The 18,540-nt window shown below is 43.3% G+C and carries 16 protein-coding genes; 5 read left to right on the top strand and 11 right to left on the bottom strand.

Annotated elements, in window-relative coordinates:
* Positions 1-34 precede the first annotated feature (34 nt).
* Positions 35-196 (top strand): hypothetical protein, encoded by a 162-nt coding sequence (locus OC23_RS19215; RefSeq protein WP_038341973.1) that lies wholly within the window; start codon positions 35-37, stop codon positions 194-196.
* A 97-nt stretch (positions 197-293) separates the two neighbouring features.
* Here OC23_RS19215 and epmA read toward each other — a convergent pair whose 3' ends face one another.
* Both epmA and OC23_RS00360 read right to left on the bottom strand, forming a co-directional pair.
* Positions 294-1,277 carry an EF-P lysine aminoacylase EpmA gene (gene epmA / locus OC23_RS00365; RefSeq protein WP_038341972.1) on the bottom strand — a complete coding sequence of 328 codons (984 nt, stop codon included), beginning with the start codon at positions 1,275-1,277 and terminating at the stop codon, positions 294-296.
* The gene (locus tag OC23_RS00360) at positions 1,274-2,341 is read right to left on the bottom strand and encodes a 4-phosphoerythronate dehydrogenase (RefSeq protein WP_038341971.1); all 1,068 of its coding nucleotides are present in this window, start codon (positions 2,339-2,341) and stop codon (positions 1,274-1,276) included. Before OC23_RS00360 ends, epmA begins: the two co-directional genes overlap by 4 nt.
* Positions 2,342-2,533: 192 nt before the next feature.
* Between OC23_RS00360 and OC23_RS00355 the strand changes: the two genes are divergently transcribed.
* Complete coding sequence (locus OC23_RS00355; RefSeq protein ID WP_038341970.1) at positions 2,534-2,908, top strand: diacylglycerol kinase; 375 nt, start codon at positions 2,534-2,536, stop codon at positions 2,906-2,908.
* 198 nt (positions 2,909-3,106) lie between these two features.
* Here the strand turns inward: OC23_RS00355 and OC23_RS00350 are convergent, their stop codons facing one another.
* Together OC23_RS00350 and OC23_RS00345 are read right to left on the bottom strand one after the other, a co-directional pair.
* Complete coding sequence (locus OC23_RS00350; RefSeq protein ID WP_038341969.1) at positions 3,107-3,715, bottom strand: LysE family translocator; 609 nt, start codon at positions 3,713-3,715, stop codon at positions 3,107-3,109.
* Positions 3,716-3,720: 5 nt separating this feature from the next.
* Complete coding sequence (locus OC23_RS00345) at positions 3,721-4,482, bottom strand: 2OG-Fe dioxygenase family protein (protein WP_052209117.1); 762 nt, start codon at positions 4,480-4,482, stop codon at positions 3,721-3,723.
* 108 nt (positions 4,483-4,590) lie between these two features.
* On the opposite strand from OC23_RS00345, the gene OC23_RS00340 reads away from it, so the two are divergent.
* A complete protein-coding gene (locus OC23_RS00340) occupies positions 4,591-5,466 on the top strand; it encodes a LysR family transcriptional regulator (RefSeq protein WP_038341968.1) in 876 nt (291 codons plus the stop codon).
* A 366-nt stretch (positions 5,467-5,832) separates the two neighbouring features.
* On the opposite strand, the gene groL is transcribed toward OC23_RS00340, so the two are convergent.
* The 4 genes from groL to OC23_RS00320 all read right to left on the bottom strand — a co-directional run bounded on the left by groL (position 5,833) and on the right by OC23_RS00320 (position 9,681).
* Positions 5,833-7,467: a chaperonin GroEL gene (gene groL / locus OC23_RS00335; RefSeq protein WP_038341967.1), complete on the bottom strand. Its 1,635-nt coding sequence runs from the start codon at positions 7,465-7,467 to the stop codon at positions 5,833-5,835.
* 59 nt (positions 7,468-7,526) lie between these two features.
* Complete coding sequence (groES, locus tag OC23_RS00330; RefSeq protein ID WP_004652030.1) at positions 7,527-7,817, bottom strand: co-chaperone GroES; 291 nt, start codon at positions 7,815-7,817, stop codon at positions 7,527-7,529.
* 177 nt (positions 7,818-7,994) lie between these two features.
* Entirely contained in the window at positions 7,995-8,762 is a 768-nt protein-coding gene (locus tag OC23_RS00325; protein ID WP_038341966.1) for a metallophosphoesterase family protein, read from the bottom strand.
* Complete coding sequence (locus OC23_RS00320) at positions 8,743-9,681, bottom strand: diacylglycerol/lipid kinase family protein (protein ID WP_038341965.1); 939 nt, start codon at positions 9,679-9,681, stop codon at positions 8,743-8,745. Before OC23_RS00320 ends, OC23_RS00325 begins: the two co-directional genes overlap by 20 nt.
* Positions 9,682-10,079: 398 nt before the next feature.
* Here OC23_RS00320 and OC23_RS00315 point away from each other — a divergent pair, with 398 nt between their 5' ends.
* A complete protein-coding gene (locus tag OC23_RS00315; protein ID WP_038341964.1) occupies positions 10,080-11,909 on the top strand; it encodes a phosphoenolpyruvate carboxykinase (GTP) in 1,830 nt (609 codons plus the stop codon).
* Between the two features lie 196 nt (positions 11,910-12,105).
* Positions 12,106-14,298, top strand: a complete 2,193-nt coding sequence (locus OC23_RS00310) for a TonB-dependent siderophore receptor (protein ID WP_038341963.1) — start codon at positions 12,106-12,108, stop codon at positions 14,296-14,298.
* 44 nt (positions 14,299-14,342) lie between these two features.
* Here OC23_RS00310 and glpD read toward each other — a convergent pair whose 3' ends face one another.
* From glpD to glpK, 3 genes are all read right to left on the bottom strand, one after another.
* A complete protein-coding gene (gene glpD, locus OC23_RS00305; protein ID WP_038341962.1) occupies positions 14,343-15,863 on the bottom strand; it encodes a glycerol-3-phosphate dehydrogenase in 1,521 nt (506 codons plus the stop codon).
* 258 nt (positions 15,864-16,121) lie between these two features.
* Positions 16,122-16,880, bottom strand: coding sequence for a DeoR family transcriptional regulator (locus OC23_RS00300; protein ID WP_038341961.1), 759 nt, complete (start codon positions 16,878-16,880; stop codon positions 16,122-16,124).
* Between the two features lie 47 nt (positions 16,881-16,927).
* Positions 16,928-18,442, bottom strand: a complete 1,515-nt coding sequence (gene glpK, locus OC23_RS00295; protein WP_038341960.1) for a glycerol kinase GlpK — start codon at positions 18,440-18,442, stop codon at positions 16,928-16,930.
* Positions 18,443-18,540 lie beyond the last annotated feature (98 nt).

Below are 18,540 nucleotides of genomic sequence, written 5' to 3'. Positions count from 1 at the left end.
CATAAGGAAAGCAATAAAAATACCGGACGGAACCATGAAAAAAATATCAGTTTATCTTTGTATGCTCTTTACATTCAGTCTGTCGGCCTGTGCAGTACATACACCACATGGCAGTGTGGTTATCGACCCTGAAGGTTATCATGATGGTCATGGTGACTTTTGTCCGCCAGGACAGGCCAAGAAAGGCCGCTGTTAAATGAACACCAGCCTAGCCCCGTACCGGGTTTAGGCTGGTTTCGTTTTGGGTTAACTGAGGCATACTGGTCTAGCCATGCAGATTGCCCTGTGCTTCATCATGCGATCTCGGCCGGGAAAGCAATCACCTGATCAATCCTGACCTGATTCATGACCACCATCAGTAAACGGTCAATCCCCAAGGCAATTCCCGAACATTCCGGCATATTCGGCAAAGCGGCCAGCAAATATTGATCGGTTGGCATCACGGCCAAACCTTGCTGGGCACGCGCTGCATTATCTGCCTCAAAACGGGCAGCCAGCACCGCTGCATCCAGCAATTCATCATAGGCATTGGCCAGCTCTAAACCTTCAATATAGACCTCAAAACGTGCTGCAACCAGTTCTCCGTCTTCATCCGGTCTTACCTTGGCCAGTGATGCCATTTCTGGCGGGAAATCGGTCAAGAACACAGGAGCGTCAAAACCGAGACTTGGCTCCACAACGTGTGAGAATAGCAGGTCCATATATCCCAGACGATCATCGCCCAGGTCAAGATTCAGACCAACACGACTGGCGGTATCCTTGAGTTGTTTTAAGGTTGCCTGCAACGGATTAATCGCCAGACGCTCCTGAAAGGCATGCTTATAACTGAGCACGATTGGACGAATTTCGCCAAAACGATGTGCCAAACAGGTTTCTAACAGATCGGCCGTTTCATACATCAGTGCCTTTAAATCCAGACCCGGACGATACCATTCCAGCATGGTAAATTCACTGTTGTGCTTGCGCCCATGTTCATCGTCACGAAACACTTTACAGATTTGATAAATCGGGCCACTACCACTGGCCAGTAGGCGTTTCATTGGAAACTCAGGCGAGGTCTGTAAATACTGGGTATTTAATTTGCCATGAATATGGCGCTGCACCTGTACTGAAGCCAGATGTACATCGGTTACTCCGGCCTGTGACAGGACCGGTGTTTCCACTTCAAGTACCTGACGTTCCGCAAAAAACTGGCGAATTTTCTGGTACATCGCTGCACGTGCTTTTAATGCTTCAATTGAGCAAGTGGGTTGGTATTTGTTCATTGTCTGGCTCATGCTTTTGGTCCACCATGCGCAGCCCATTCGCGGCGTAACGGATAATTTTTTCGAAGCAGATCAAATGCGGCCTGTTCCACCTTACCATCCCGGACACAGGCACGCAGTTGCCGGTCATCGGCAGCAATATCATAAATCTGCATCAGATGCTGCTTCAGTGCCGCTTTTACGTCTTGCTGTTCAAAATATTGCGGTACCTTTGGCAATTGGCTCTCAAAACGCTTATTTGCTTCATAGCTAAAAGTCTGGCAAAACGCCTCATAAATCATCTGTGTGCCTCGGGCCTTACCTTCCAGACTATAACCGGCAATATGCGGGGTCGCCAATGCCAGCAGATCCAGTAACTGTACTGGAATTTCTGGTTCAAACTCAAATACATCCAGCACGACCTGACGTTGAGTCGTTGCAATGTCTGCCATCAATGCAGCTTGCTCAACCACAGCTCCACGGGCACTATTGATTAAGATAGCGGATGGTTTCATTGCCGCAAATGCAGCCGCATCAAATAAATGCCTGGTTGGATGCTCACCAGACACCGTTAAAGGCACATGAATTGAAATGGCATCGGCATGTTTTAACAACGCCTCAAAGCAAACATTTTCAATCCCGGCAAGTTGCACATACGGATCATAACCAATCACCTTCCAGCCCAATAGCTGCGCCATCACAGCAAGACGGCTGCCCACATTGCCCAGACCAACAATCGCTAAAGTGAAGTCCTTATTTTTTTCTAATAAACCGGCATTTAAATGCAGTAAAGCCGTAATCACATATTCCGCAACCGCTTGTGCATTACAGCCCGGCGCATTACTCCAGGCAATGTTGTGTTGTTGTAAAGCCTGAATATCAAGATGATCGGTTCCAATCGTGGCACTGCCGACAAATTTAATTTTGCTCTGATCAATCAATGCATGATTCACTTTGGTCACCGAACGAACCAATAGTGCATCTGCCTCCTGCACATCCTGATGTGTCATGGTACGCCCAGCCCGATGCTGTATTTCTGCAAACTCCGCAAAGAAATAATCGGTAAATGCCAAATTTTCATCTGCGATAATTTTCATGCAGCACTTTTCCTGAATAGATCAAGTCTTATTATCCTTAGCTGCAGGTAAATTGACAATTCATAAATGCAAACGAGACAACATAAGATGGCAAAAAACTGTCTGTATTTGTACACGCATGCGACATATTGCCAATTTACTGCAACATGTTTGGATTTATACTAAAACTTTCCTCAATCTCTCCAAAACGCAATGACCCCCTACTCTCCCTATAAAGGCAAAAATGGTCTCAAACGGATTTTAAATGCAACGGGCTATTCACTGGCCGGATTTAAAGCAGCGTTTAGTCATGAAGCTGCGTTTAGACAAGTGATCTTGCTCAATGTCGTCCTGATTCCTCTCAGCTTTTTTGTACACGTTTCGGCGCTGGAACAAGCCTTAATGGTCGCGGTGTGTCTACTGGCGATTATTGTGGAACTGTTTAATTCTGCCATTGAAGCCGTGGTTGACCGTATTTCGCTGGAAAAACATGAGCTGTCTAAAAATGCCAAAGATATGGGTAGCGCTGCGCAATTTGTTTCTTTAGCGATGATCTTTTTTACCTGGGTGATTATTTTATTTAAATAAACATTCAATATTTGGTACATAAAAAAATCCCTGCATAGACAGGGATTATTATTCAGACATTGATGTAATTACATCGTGTCAATTAACGAGCCGATCTGCTAAAAATACAAATATCTTGCAAGTTATTTGATTGAATTAAAACATGTTCGCTTCAACCTTCCCTATCCATAAAGGCTATTTTTATTGATATTTATGATTTCACTGGAATTTAGCAAAAAGAAGTGTAATTCCCAGCATACATAAAATAAAACCAATTATTTTATTCATTTGCACTTGTCTAGCTAACATTTTTTGCCGTAAGAGCATTGATGAAAAAAGTATGGAAATAAGAGAAAACCAAAAAAAATGAGTAAAAGACATAAAAATACCATACCCCAAAAGTATGATTTTAGGGGTAGATATACTAATAATCTGGGTATATGTACTTACGACAAATAATGTAGTTTTTGGATTTAATGCATTGGTAAAAAACCCGTATTTTAAAGCCTGAAAAGAATTGATTACGGACAAAGATCCAGTATCAAGTATAGGTTTTTGAGTGAATGTCTTATAACCGATATAGATCAGATAGCCTGCACCAATATACTTAATTATATTAAGAAGTTGGGGTGTATATTTCATAACGAAAGCTAAAGCCAGTATGGTATAGGCGACATGAATCAGAACACCAGTTGATATTCCTAGTGCAGTAATAATCCCTACGCTTCTTCCATATAAATAACTATTTCTGGTTACAACAGCAAAATCAGCTCCTGGGCTAACAACAGCTAAAACAGTAATTATAATGACAGCAATGAACTCCCCCATTTCAACTATACCTTTTTAAACGTGATGACTAAAACATCTCTCAGGCCAACTTGATATCTCTCGATATCATCTACCCTGGTTTCAGTAACACTATGGTAAACTTGATGATCATCAACTAAAGCAATATCTAAAAAGTTTTGTAGCATAAATTCAGTTTTTAAAATTTTATTCAAGTTATAAATTCGAGTCATACCCCCTTGGATATTTTGCCTATTAATGAGGGCCATGAGTACAAAATCTACACCGTCACGATGAATTCCTTCGGGCGTGGGCTTACCAAAATCATTGGGCTGTGCTTTGATCCGAAATTGATGAACCTCTATAAACCAGTTTTCTGACTTGATTTCTGAGAAAGTGAAATATGCAAATTGAAGTAAATTTTTAAAAATAGGGTTTTCTATCGTTTTTTTATCTATTTCCGTGAAATAGCGAGCAATACCTTCATTTAGAGGATTGTAATCAACAGTTTGAAAATGCGGAATATAATTATTTTTTAGAATAATTCTATCAGGATTATGAATTACAAAAGTTGCATGCTTCCTTGTTCTGTACTTTCTTTTGTCTGACATGTATTGATCCATCTCAAGATCATTCCAACTCGCAATAAATTCGGCTGCATCTTGCTCACATACGTTGAAAAAATTATATTCTTCCTGTATTTTTTGGAATGTATTTGAATCAATAAATGTATAGCCCTGGTTAATAATTTCTGTTGAATATCTATAGTTCTCTATAAATTTAGCTGAACATATATCAATTTTAATCATATTTTCCATAGCTTTAATTTGAATCTTGATTTAGAGTGTTTTTATTTTTGTATAAAAATTAAAAAATAAAAATTGAGAAAAATGACTGATCTCATATGAGTTTATGGAATGATTGAACGAATATCTCTGAATTCTTTGAAGTTTTTTTACTTCGTTGCCAAGTATGGAAGCGTTACTCAAGCAGCAAAAAAATTATTTGTTACCCAAAGTGCAGTAAGCAAACAAATCTATAACCTTGAGGATTCTTTAAATATTGTTTTATTTGTGAGAAAAAATAAAACTTTAGTCGTTACACCGGAAGGAGAAATTTTATTTAATCATTGTCAACGCCTTTTCAGCCAACTTGATGAATGTTTGATTAAATTAACAAATCATGAGAAAAAACAGTTGATCCTATCTTGTGAACCTACAATTTCAATGAAATGGTTAATTCCTAGATTATCCAGGTTCAAAGAATTAGGTCATGATTTTGATATCGTTTTACTGACAGGAGGAGGTATTGTTGACTTTGAGACAAATAAAATTGATGTTGCAATACGGCGAAATGATTTTAATTGGGGTGATCATATCTTTAGTGAAAAAATTGCAGATGAATATATCGTAATTACACAAAAAACAAAGGCGCCTCCCAATACAGAACTACTCATTTCTACATCAAGACCCAATTTTTTTAAAAATATGAATAAAATCTTTGGGCTAAAAGAGTTTTTAAGTAACTATACAAAAACTGAACTGGAACACTTTTATCTGTGTCTTGAAGCTTGTTTAGCTGGCTTAGGTGATACCATTATTTCAATTTATATGATTGAGAAGGAATTAGAGTGCAATTTATTAAAAAAAGTATCACCTCCGGTACAAGACGGAACTTCTTATTATTTATTATCACATACCGCTTTTGAAACAGACCCAAGAAAGACCATCTTTTTAAACTGGCTAAGACAAGAAATGCATGAGAGTCAAATCAAACTTATGAATGAAATATAGGATTGAATGACATAATTTTAACGCCTACCCAACTATCTGGTTGAGTATAAAGATTTAATTTTTCCTGCTAAACATAAGCATAACTATTATTTTTAAACCGATTTGTTCTAGTCCTTATAATCAATTATTCAATGGATTGGCTCTTCTGCTGATCTTCACGAAAACGTTTTAAAATGATCACTAAAACGTATCTCGTCCCCTTCTTCTTTTGAATAGATATAAGGAACTCTAAAATTAAAAAAGGTCGCAAATAAAATTTGCGACCTTTTTATAACCAACTCAAATGCGAGTAACATCGTGAGCAAGTTAAAAACTCTTAGTTTAAATCATCTTGATTTACAACAATTTAAACTATATATGAGCAACTTACATCATGCCGCCCATACCACCCATACCGCCCATATCTGGAGCAGCTGGTTTGTCTTCTGGAATATCCGTGATCATTGCTTCAGTCGTCAACATTAAACCGGCAACAGAAGCTGCGTGTTCAAGTGCAGAACGCGTTACTTTAGCCGGGTCAAGGATACCCATTTCCAGCATATCGCCATATTCGCCAGTTGCAGCGTTATAACCGAAGTTACCTTCACCGCCTTTAACTGCATTGATCACAACTGAAGGCTCATCACCTGCGTTGGCAACAATTTGACGAAGTGGCGCTTCGATTGCACGGCGTAAAATATTGATACCGGCAGTCTGGTCGTCATTGGCACCTTTTAGGCCATCTAATGCATTAACTGCACGAACCAATGCAACACCACCTCCTGCAACAACACCTTCTTCAACTGCTGCACGCGTTGCATGAAGTGCATCGTCAACACGATCTTTCTTCTCTTTCATTTCAACTTCAGTTGCTGCACCGATTTTGATGACTGCAACACCGCCTGCCAATTTGGCAACGCGTTCTTGAAGTTTTTCTTTATCGTATTCAGAAGTAGATTCTTCGATTTGTGCACGGATCTGTTGAACACGCTCAGCGATTTGCTCAGCATTACCAGCACCATCAACGATTACAGTGTTTTCTTTAGATACTGTGATTTTGTGTGCAGTACCTAAATCTTGCAGAGAAGCTTGCTCTAAAGACATACCAACTTCTTCAGAAATCACAGTCGCGCCAGTCAGGATCGCGATGTCTTGCAGCATTGCTTTACGACGGTCACCAAAACCAGGTGCTTTCACCGCACATACTTTGATAATACCGCGCATGTTGTTCACAACCAGTGTTGCAAGCGCTTCACCTTCAACATCTTCAGCGATGATAAGCAGAGGCTTACCAGTTTTTGCAACCGCTTCCAATACTGTAATCAATTCACGGATATTGCTGATTTTCTTGTCAACAAGCAGGATGTACGGATTTTCAAGTTCAGCCGTTAAGGTGTCTTGCTTGTTGGCGAAGTATGGAGAGATATAACCACGGTCAAACTGCATACCTTCTACAACGTCTAACGCGTCTTCGAAGCCAGAGCCTTCTTCTACAGTGATTACACCTTCTTTACCCACTTTTTCCATCGCTTGCGCGATCAGCTTACCTACAGTGGTATCAGAGTTCGCAGAGATTGAACCCACTTGTTCAATTGCCTTGAAGTCATCTGCAGGTTTTGCATTGGTACGGATATTTTCAACTACAGTTTTCACTGCAATGTCGATACCACGTTTTAAATCCATCGGGTTCATACCAGCAGTTACTGATTTGATCCCTTCATTTAAAATTGCTTGAGCAAGTACAGTTGCAGTTGTGGTACCGTCACCCGCGATGTCGTTAGTTTTAGAAGAAACTTCACGAACAAGTTGAGCACCCATGTTTTCAAACTTGTCTTTTAAAGAAATTTCTTTTGCAACAGTCACACCATCTTTAGTGATGTGTGGCGCACCGAAAGAACGGTCGATAACAACGTTACGGCCTTTAGGGCCCAATGTCACTTTTACCGCATCTGCAAGTACGTTTACACCTGCAATCATTTTTGAGCGAGCTGAATCACCAAATTTTACGTCTTTAGCTGACATGTTAAACTCCGAATCTTTTTAATTACTGAATCTGATAATAAATTTGAGTTATGTGTCGATTAGCCTTCAAGCACAGCTAAGATATCTGACTCTTTCATAATCAAGAGTTCTTCACCACTCACTTTGACTGTTGTACCTGCATAAGTACCGAACAATACTTTGTCACCAACCTTAACGTCCAAAGCGCGAACACCATTGTCAGTGATCTGACCATTACCTACTGCGATGACTTCACCCTGAGATGGTTTTTCAGCAGCAGAACCTGGAAGCAAGATGCCACCAGCCGTTTTGGTTTCTTCTTCTACGCGACGAATCACAACACGATCATGTAATGGACGAATGTTGCTCATATTTAACTCCATCAGACTTAGTCTTATTGATTAATGTGTGTCACCAGTTCTTGGCAACACATATAAAATTTTGATATGCCACTTTTTTGGGGATGAAAAAAAAGGCTTCAAGGGGAAAATGAAAAAAAATTCTATTTATAGATGCTTTTTTGTACACAAGTATGCAATTGTGCTGAATTAAACAACTTTTTGCGCTTTCACAAATAACTGAAGCGACTCATCGAACCAGTAATGCTCAACCTGCCCCTGATCCGAAATCACATTAAAACTGTTGCTTAATCCAAAGCGTAACCGACTGGAGGTGGCTGTTCCGGCATGAATGTCCAGGATCGGATGAGGAAAACCCAGCTGAAAAACCTGGTTGAGATCATGCACCGCGACCTTATGCAGATGGCCATGCAATAAACCGAATAGTCCGGTTTTCCCCCACTGTTCCAAAGCGATTTTCCCCAGTACCGGGCAATCCTTATCGCCATGCTCATTGGGAAAGGTATAAAAAGGTTGATGGAACACCACCATTTTGATTTTATCTGCCGGTGCCTGATGCAGGCGCTCATAGGTCTCATGAATCTGTTCCAGAGAAACATGTCCCCGCGTATGGTAGCGCCGCCGGATACTGTTTACTCCCACCAGATAAAAATGTTCAGTCTCCAAGGTGCTTTCCATGCGCCCGAAAAAGGCCTGATAACGGACAAAGGGCGAAAAAAAACGGTTCCAGACATGATAGAGCGGAATATCGTGATTGCCCGGTACAACCAGATAAGGAATTGACAGTGTATCCAGAAATTGACGGCAGGCATAAAACTGCTTCAAACGTGCACGCTGGGTCAGATCACCACTGACTACCACCGCTTCAGGGCGTTGTTGCTGGCAAAATTGCTGGATTGCCCGCATGCAAGCTTCACGCTCTGTTCCAAAATGCAGGTCAGACAGATGGAGCAGCATGTGGAACCATCACTTTTAATGCCGATTTTTCAACCGAGAATTTTAAGGGTGTCTGCATCTCTACCAGCTCTCCATCCAGTGCAACCGTTAATTTGGGCTTTTTACAGTCGACCTGTATCTGTTCGGCACAAAATGAATAGACATCAGAAGCCTGATCAATTTTGCCCTGTATCAGCTTCCACAACATTTTCAGCAAACTGAGCCGGTCACTTTTAGCCACCACCACCCCGGCCAGTTTGCCGCTGGCAGCACACTCGGCAATTCGCAATTTCATATCACTCAGTTGCAACTGGTTATTGCCAAAGAAAATCAAGGGCGTCGCCACAGGATACTTGTGCCCATCCACCGTAATTGCAAGTTTTAATGATTTATGCTCGCGCAATAGTACATCCAGCCCGGACGTATAGGCATTTAGAGGCAGCCGTCCCAAACGCCGGTTATACCGTTCCCGCTTCTGGATAAATAAAGGATACAGTCCCAAACTGGCATTATTGAGGTAAATCTGGTCATTGATTGTGGCAATATGTATTTTTTGTATGGCACCTGTTGCAATGACTTCGGCAGCCTGAAATACGTCAAGCGGAATATTCAGGACCCGTGCAACATAATTAAATGTCCCCAGAGGAATAATGCCCATCGGGATATCGGTATGCATCAGTTTTTTTGCAACGGCATTCAGGGTTCCGTCTCCTCCTGCGGCAACCACAACCCCACGTAAGCCGCTTTGCTGATGTCGGGCCAAGACCTGCCGCATCATTTCATCAAAACTGGCTTGGGAGCTCAGCTCAAAAACCTGAATTTCAAATCCATATTGGGTCCAGAAGGTCATCAGCCGCTCATATTCTTCATCTTGTTGTGCCGCATGAAAACCTGATTTTTGATTATAAATAATAGACAAAGGCTTTACATTTGAGGCCATAAATCTCAACCTTAACAAAGATTATTTGCCTATTTTTGTTTACAAAATCAACAAATAAAAGCGGGTTTATGTAAATTTTGGATGGTCATCATTCATAGAATCAATAATAATTCTCAAAAAATCAAAAAATAAATCAAGTTGTTGTTTTTAAATAAAATTTAAAACAAAAATAACATATATAAAAATACAAAATAATAAAATATAAAATGTAAAACAAAATAAAAATCAATAAGATAAAACCATGCAAGATATCTCCATCAAAGTGATCACCCTATTCTTTAGTCTTATATTTTGTCTGTTTTTATGCTTTAATACAGCCACTTTTTTTACTTCATCTGTCTCACTGCCATCCAGTAGATAGAACTTGTACGTAGTACACACTTTAAAAAGGCATCACCATGACCCAAGTGAACGCACCAGAATTCGTTCGTCACCCTAAGCTGATTGCATGGGTGGAAGAAATTGCAAAATTAACCAAACCAGCAAAGATCGAATGGTGTGACGGAAGCGAAGAAGAATATCAACGTCTCATGGACTTGATGATCGCGAACGGCACCATGCAAAAACTTAACCAAGAAAAACATCCTGGTTCTTATCTTGCAAATTCTGACCCTTCTGACGTTGCTCGTGTTGAAGACCGCACTTATATCTGCTCGCAAAATCAAGAAGACGCTGGCGCAACCAATAACTGGGTTGCTCCTGCAGAAATGCGTGCAAAACTCAATGGATTATTTGACGGTGCAATGGAAGGCCGTACCATGTATGTGGTTCCCTTCTCGATGGGTCCTTTAGGCAGCCACATTGCGCATATCGGTATCGAATTAACAGATTCACCTTACGTTGCAGTCAGCATGACAAAAATGGCACGTATGGGCAAGGCAGTGTATGACGTGTTAGGCACAGATGGCGAGTTTATCCCATGTGTACACACAGTTGCTGCACCGCTTAAAGAAGGTCAAAAAGACGTTGCATGGCCATGCAATAACGAAAAATATATTGTTCACTATCCGGAAACCCGTGAAATCTGGTCGTATGGTTCTGGTTACGGCGGTAATGCACTACTTGGCAAAAAATGTCTGGCATTACGTATTGCTTCAGCAATGGGCCGCGAACAGGGCTGGTTAGCTGAACACATGCTGATCTTAGGCGTGACCAATCCACAAGGTGAAAAACACTACATCGCAGCGGCCTTCCCTTCTGCGTGTGGTAAAACCAACTTTGCCATGCTGATTCCACCAGCAGGCTATGAAGGCTGGAAGATTGAAACCGTAGGTGACGATATTGCCTGGATCAAGCCGGGTGAAGATGGCCGCTTATATGCGATCAACCCTGAAGCCGGTTTCTTCGGCGTGGCACCAGGTACCAACACCAAAACCAACCCGAACTGCATGGCAACATTGCATAAAGATGTCATCTATACCAACGTTGCCGTAACAGACAATGGCGAAGTATGGTGGGAAGGTCTTTCTAAAGAAGTTCCGGCCAACCTGACCAACTGGAAAGGCCAGCCTCATGTTGAAGGTGAAAAAGCAGCGCATCCAAATGCCCGCTTCACGGTTTCAGCAGGACAATGTCCTTCAATTGATGCTGACTGGGAAAACCCGGCAGGCGTACCAATCTCTGCCTTCATCTTTGGTGGTCGTCGTGCAGATACCGTGCCTTTGGTGTCTGAAGCATTTGACTGGGTGGATGGCGTTTATAAAGCGGCAACCATGGGTTCTGAAACCACTGCTGCTGCCGTTGGCCAACAAGGTATCGTGCGTCGCGATCCTTTCGCAATGCTTCCATTTGCTGGCTACAACATGGCTGATTACTTCGGTCACTGGTTAGAAATGGGCAAAAAAGTCGGTGCGAAAGCTGAAGCTGCTGGTAATAAATTACCAAAAATCTTCAACGTTAACTGGTTCCGCCGTGATGCTGAAGGCAACTTCGTATGGCCTGGCTTCGGTCAAAACATGCGTGTTCTGGAGTGGATCATTGATCGTTGTGAAGGCCGCGCTGAAGCGACTGAAACACCTATCGGTTATGTTCCAACTTATGAACAGTTGAACTGGACCGGTATTGATTTCTCGAAAGAGCAATTCGACACGGTTACAGCGCAAGATAAAGATCAATGGATCAAGGAACTTGAAAGCCACACTGAGTTATTTACCAAGCTTGGTGACCGCTTACCTCAAGCGCTTAAAGACCGTCAAAATGAATTGTTGGCGGCAGTTAAATCTGCGTAATGCTCTAGCCCCTTCTTTCATAAAGAAGGTTTAAAGAGAACAAAAAGGTCACTTCGGTGGCCTTTTTTTGTGGCTTGTCGAAATTTTCTATTAATCCTGCTCTTAGCCTTAACTATTCCCATTAAACGCAAGTTAAAACAAATTGCAAAACTAACGAATATTAACAATAATTGTAATAATAATATTTCTCATTTACATGGTTGTAGGTATGAGCTCCTCCCCTCAATTTAAACGTACCCCACTTTTTTTAGCTATCGCTACGCTGGCCAGCATCAGCTCCTATAGTTATGCACTGGATGATGCCTCGCAACAGCTACCAGCCATTAAAGTACAAGCCACCCAAGATGATGACAGCAGTGAAAAAACCAGAGCCTACACCATCAAAAACAGCTCAAGTGCAACCAAGCTGAATATTGAAGCCAAGGAAATTCCGCAGACCATCAATGTTGTGACACGCCAGCAGATAGATGATTTTGCTCTTACCAGTTCCCGGGATATTTTAAAAAATACTCCGGGAGTGACTGTAAATTCGGGAGAAACCGAACGCTCTGTGTATATGGCGCGCGGCTTTGAAATTTCCAATATTCTGGTGGATGGCGTCGGCTTCCCTGCCAGTGCCTGGAATTATAATGACACCAATCCGGACAGCTTTTTTTATGACCGCATTGAAGTAATCAAAGGTGCCGATGCACTGACCAATGCCTTTGGCGACCCGAGCGCAACCATTAACTATATCCGCAAACGCCCGACCAAGGAGTTACAGGCCAATGCAGGACTGAGTTATGGCTCTTGGGATACCCAACGCTACGAAGCGGATGTATCTGGCAGCCTGACACCAAGTGGCAATATTCGTGGTCGCCTTGCCGGTTTTGAACAAAGCGGCAACTCGTATCTGGATCGCTATAGATCTGAAAAAAACGGGATTGCCGGGGTTGTAGAGGCCGATCTTAGCGACACTACCCTACTTACAGTAGGTGCCAGTCAGGAAAAGAACAAACCCAATGCCAACAACTGGGGGGCTTTGCCGCTGATGGACTCTACCGGCAAGCAGATCGGTTATGACCGCTCTTATAATCCGAATCCGGACTGGACCCATTGGGACAATACCTCCCGCAATGCCTTTATTGAGTTAAAACAGAAGTTTCTGGATACATGGTCTGCCAATCTCAGCTATAACTATAATGAAAAAGACCGTCAAAGCCAGTTACTTTACTACTCCGGTTATCCAAAGGCTGATGGTTCCGATGTCGATCTTACAGCCTGGGGCGGAACCGAACATAATAAATTGCAAACTGCCGATTTTAACCTGCAGGGCAAATTCGATCTTTTAGGACGTGAACATGAAGCCATTGTAGGTTACACATATTCTCAAAGCGAACAAAAAGATAAGCAGAAATCAGGCACAATCCTCGATCGCAATATCGGGACATGTACCCGTGGTACAGCACCCAATCTCTATCCGACCCAATGTACAACCGGCTGGGCAAGCTGGACACCCAATAATGTCACATGGAGTGCGCTAACAGAGGCAGCCGACTACACCCAGCGGAATCAGTCCGTCTATGCAGCAACCCGTCTGCATTTAAATGAAGACCTGAAATTGACCCTCGGTGCAAACTATGTACAGGCCAAAAGTGAAGGCTCAAGCTATAGCTCACCGATGAATTATGATGAAAGCAAAGTTTCACCTTATGCAGGTATCACCTATAACTTTAGCCCTGAATATACAGGTTATATGAGCTATACCTCGATTTTCCGCCCACAAACCTCAGTGGATGAAACTACCGGTAAAGTCGCAGAACCAATCGAAGGTAAGAGCTACGAAATCGGGGTAAAAAGCGCCTGGTTAGACAATAAGCTGACTGGCACACTGGCCGTGTTCAGAACTGAGGAAAATAACTATCCACTTCGGCCAACTGACAGCCACCCGCTCAACCGTACTTCTAAAATCAGTGACTTACGCTCACAAGGTATCGAAGTGGGCTTGGCCGGTCAACTCACCGACCAGGTCAATATCGCGCTCGGTTACACCCAGTTTAGCCTGCAAGACCTGAAAAATGGAGGGGCAGCCAGAACCTATAACCCAACCCAAAGCTTTAACCTGTTAACCACCTACTCTCCTTCCCAGTTACCAAAACTGAAAGTCGGGGCCGGCGTCAAATGGCAAAGCAAGATTAGCCGCTTTGACCCGACGTATTCGACTTACCTGAAACAGGGGGATTATGCCTTGCTGAACTTGATGGCAAGTTATGAAGTCAGCCCTAACTTTAGCATTCAGGCCAATGCTGACAATGTTACCGATAAAAAATATTTAAACAGCTTTACTGATGGTCAGGCATTCTACGGCGAACCGGCCAATTATACTGTTGCACTAAAATTTAAATACTAATAAAAAAGCCCCCCTAAATCTGGGGGCTTTTTTTATGTCAAGGCTTAAGCGGCAACCGTTTTCTTCGGTTTATGTGCCAAGTATGCAGTCAGGCTTTCAATCTCGTGTTCAGCAAAGTTCAAACCCAGTTTGGTTCGTCTCCACAAGATATCCTGACTGCTAGTCGCCCATTCCACGGCACACAAGTAATCAACCTCATTGGCATATAGACCCTGACCAAAATGCTGGCCAAGCTGCTCAACCGAAGTAGCATCACCAACAATGTTCCAGATGCGTGAACCGTACGCAGATGCCCAACGTTTTGCCAAAGTTTCAGAAGCATCGGTCATCTGTGCGCGAATTTCTTTTGCCAGCTGCTCTGCCGACTCCATATTTTCCCCGCCCGGCAACGCCTCAGTTGCTGTCCAGCTTCCTTTCATGTCTGGGAAGAATGGTTTTAACTGCTGCATGGCAGACTCTGCCAGCTTGCGGTAAGTGGTCAGTTTGCCGCCAAACACTGAAAGTAATGGTGCCTGCTCGGCCGATTCTTTTGATAGAGCTAAAGTATAGTCACGGGTAATGGCCGATGGATTATCCGATTCATCATCACATAATGGACGTACGCCCGCAAAAGTCGACACGATATCGGCTTGAGTCAACTGGTTTTTAAAGTGTGCATTGCTCACTTCAATCAGGTAGTCAATCTCTTGCTGTGTAATCTTCACTTGTGCCGGATCACCTTGGTACTCACGGTCAGTGGTTCCGATCATGGTGTACTGATCCAGATACGGAATGGCAAACACAATACGGCGGTCATCATTTTGCATGATAAATGCCTTATCGCCTTCATACAGCTTCGGCACGATAATATGGCTACCCTGAATCAGACGGATACCGTATGGTGATTTAAGCTGTAAATCCTGCTTGATAAATTGCGCTACCCAAGGGCCAGCAGCATTCACTAAAGCCTTGGCTTTAATCTGGAACTGACCTTGTTCATTTTCCAGATCAACCACCCAGTACTGACCTTCACGTTGGGCCGATAAACAGCGGGTACGTGTCACGATGTCGGCACCTTTTTCACGGGCATGCATGGCGTTCAGTACCACCAGACGCGAGTCGTCCACGGCACAGTCGGAATACTCGAAACCACGGGTAATGGCCGCATTTAACGGACTGTCTTCCTTAAAGTAGACATTGTTTGAACCCAATAATTTTTCACGTTTACCAAGATGGTCATAAAAGAACAAACCGGTACGGATGAGCCATGCCGGACGCAAATGCGGACGGTGCGGCATGATAAAGCGCATTGGACGGATAATATGCGGCGCTTTTGCCAGCAGTACTTCACGCTCGGCCAATGCTTCACGTACCAGGCGAAACTCTTTATGTTCAAGATAGCGCAAGCCGCCATGAATCAGCTTACTGCTTGCAGAAGATGTATGGCTTGCCAGATCATCTTTTTCACACAAGAACACAGACAAACCACGACCTGATGCATCAGCTGCGATACCAACACCGTTGATACCACCACCAATCACGGCAAGATCATAAATTTTGTCATTGGACTGAGGAGAAGTTTGCATAAATCACCGCAAATGTTCATTATTGTTCAATTACGAACATTTAAACACGTTAAATGAAAATAAACAATAAAGAACAGCCTAAAAAATGCCAATTTATAGACATTTTTAGATAAATGGTCAAAAATGAAAAAATGGCAGGCGCCAACATGAAAATGATTAAAATGCTTAAGCGAATAACAGCAGTAGTTTTTTAAGTTGAGAATGCTGAGCCAAAAAGATCTGGCTCAAAAAAAGTAACAATTTTTCGAAAATGAAGATTTATTTTGCAACAATCAAGCCGACATCCAGCTCCCGAATGGTTTTCATAAACTCTTCATTCGGTTGCTGATCGGTAAAAATGCAGTCGACCTGTTTGAGGGAACCCAGACGAATCATGGCATTACGGCCAAACTTACTGCTATCTGCGGCCAGAAAAACCTGACGGGCACTGGACACAATTTCCTGTGATACGCAGACTTCCTGAAAGTCAAAATCCAGCAAGGTGCCGTCTTCCTCAATTCCGCTGATCCCAACCAGTGCATAGTCTGCTTTGAATTGCTTAAAGAAATCTGCAGTGGCCTGTCCGATTACCCCACCATCCGGACGTACACGGCCACTGGCAATCAGGACCTCAAAGTCTTCTTTGGTGCTCAGGATTTTTGCAACATTCAGGTTATTGGTAATGATCCGCAAGCCGGTATGATGCAACAATGCATGCGCAATCGCCTCTGTGGTCGTTCCAATATTGATAAATAAAGAAGCATGGTCCGGAACAGCCGCAGCAACTGCCGCGGCAATCTTACGTTTTTCTTCCAGCATATGCCCGACACGCATGGTGTATTCGGTATTTTCCACACTTGAATCGTGCGCTGCGCCACCGTGGTAACGGCGTAGCAGGCCCTCATCCGCCAACTGATTGATATCGCGGCGGATGGTTTGCGGGGTCACATCAAAATGCTGAGCAAGCTCTTCAATACTGATATAGCCACGCTCTCTTACCAATTCGAGGGTTTTTTGTTGGCGCAGTATCAAGCTCATGCTCATCCATCCTGTGTTGTTGTGTAACCTAATCGGGCTATTTTAACTTAATCTTCCGCCCAATCACGAGTACGTCCGACCGCTTTTAGCCAACCTTTGTACAGTTTTTCAGTCACATCCTGACCACACTCTGGTGTAAAGGTGTTTTCGATGGTCATTCTGCTCTTCAATTCGTTCAGGTCTGACCAGAAACCGACTGCCAGACCTGCAAGGAAGGCTGCCCCCATACCGGTGGTTTCTTTCATGGCCGGACGCTCTACCGAAGTGCCCATAATGTCGGCCTGGAACTGCATCAGGAAGTTATTGGCTGTTACACCGCCATCAACACGCAAGGTTTTTAACTTTTCACCCGAATCTTGCTGCATGGCATCCAGTACATCACGTGTCTGGTAAGCAATTGACTCAAGCGTAGCGCGAATAATATGTTCAATGCTCACACCACGGGTAATGCCCATGATTGCACCACGTGCAGTCGGATCCCAATACGGTGCGCCCAGGCCAGTAAATGCAGGCACCACGTAGACGCCATTGCTGTCTTTGACTTTGGTTGCATAATACTCAGAATCATGTGAGTCATTAATGGCTTTTAACTCATCACGTAACCACTGTACACATGAACCACCGTTAAATACGGCACCTTCGAGTGCATAGTTCACTTCACCACGCGGACCACATGCAATTGTGGTCAACAAGCCATGATCTGACTGTACAATGCGTTTACCGGTATTCATGAGCAAGAAACAGCCCGTACCGTAGGTATTTTTTGCCTGCCCCGCTTCTACACACATTTGACCAAACAGCGCAGCCTGCTGGTCACCCGCAATCCCAGCAATCGGGATGCCGATTTCCTGACCACTGATGGTATGGGTATGTCCATAGACTTCTGAAGAGCTACGCACTTCTGGCAACATGGCTCTTGGAATATCTAAAGCCTCAAGCAGCTTGTCATCCCATTCCAGGGTTTCAATATTGAATAACATGGTGCGTGATGCATTGGTATAGTCAGTGACATGGGCCTGACCATTGGTCAGCTTCCACAATAACCAGGTATCAATGGTACCAAACAGCAACTCGCCACGCTTTGCACGTTCACGGCTGCCTTCAACACGGTCAAGAATCCACTTGATTTTGGTCGCCGAAAAATAAGGGTCAACCACCAGACCGGTCACTTTACGCACATAGTCTTGCCAGCCATCCTGACGAAGCTGATTACAAATCTCATTGCTTTGGCGACTTTGCCATACAATTGCATTATAGATAGGCTTACCGGTTTGCTTGTCCCAGATCACCGTCGTTTCACGCTGGTTGGTGATCCCGATCGCTGCAATCTGATCACTCGAGATACTCGCCTGTGCTAAAGCTTCCACCCACACTGCGCTTTGTGTCGCCCAGATTTCCATAGGATCATGCTCAACCCAGCCCGGTTGCGGGTAAATTTGCGTAAATTCACGCTGAGCAATACTGATGACATTTGCATCGTGATCCAATACGATTGCACGTGAACTCGTTGTACCTTGGTCAAATGCAACCACGTATTTTTTTTGACTATCTGTAGAGATCATGACATACCTATCCAGACTTGCTTATGTATAGTGCAATAAATTAAATGCCCGTTAAAAAACGGGCTCCAATACTGCAAAAAAGCAATGACTTCTGTATT

It is taken from the genome of Acinetobacter sp. A47 (assembly GCF_000805455.1).
Classification (GTDB): domain Bacteria; phylum Pseudomonadota; class Gammaproteobacteria; order Pseudomonadales; family Moraxellaceae; genus Acinetobacter.
This window is presented reverse-complemented; position numbering and strand designations above follow the sequence as displayed.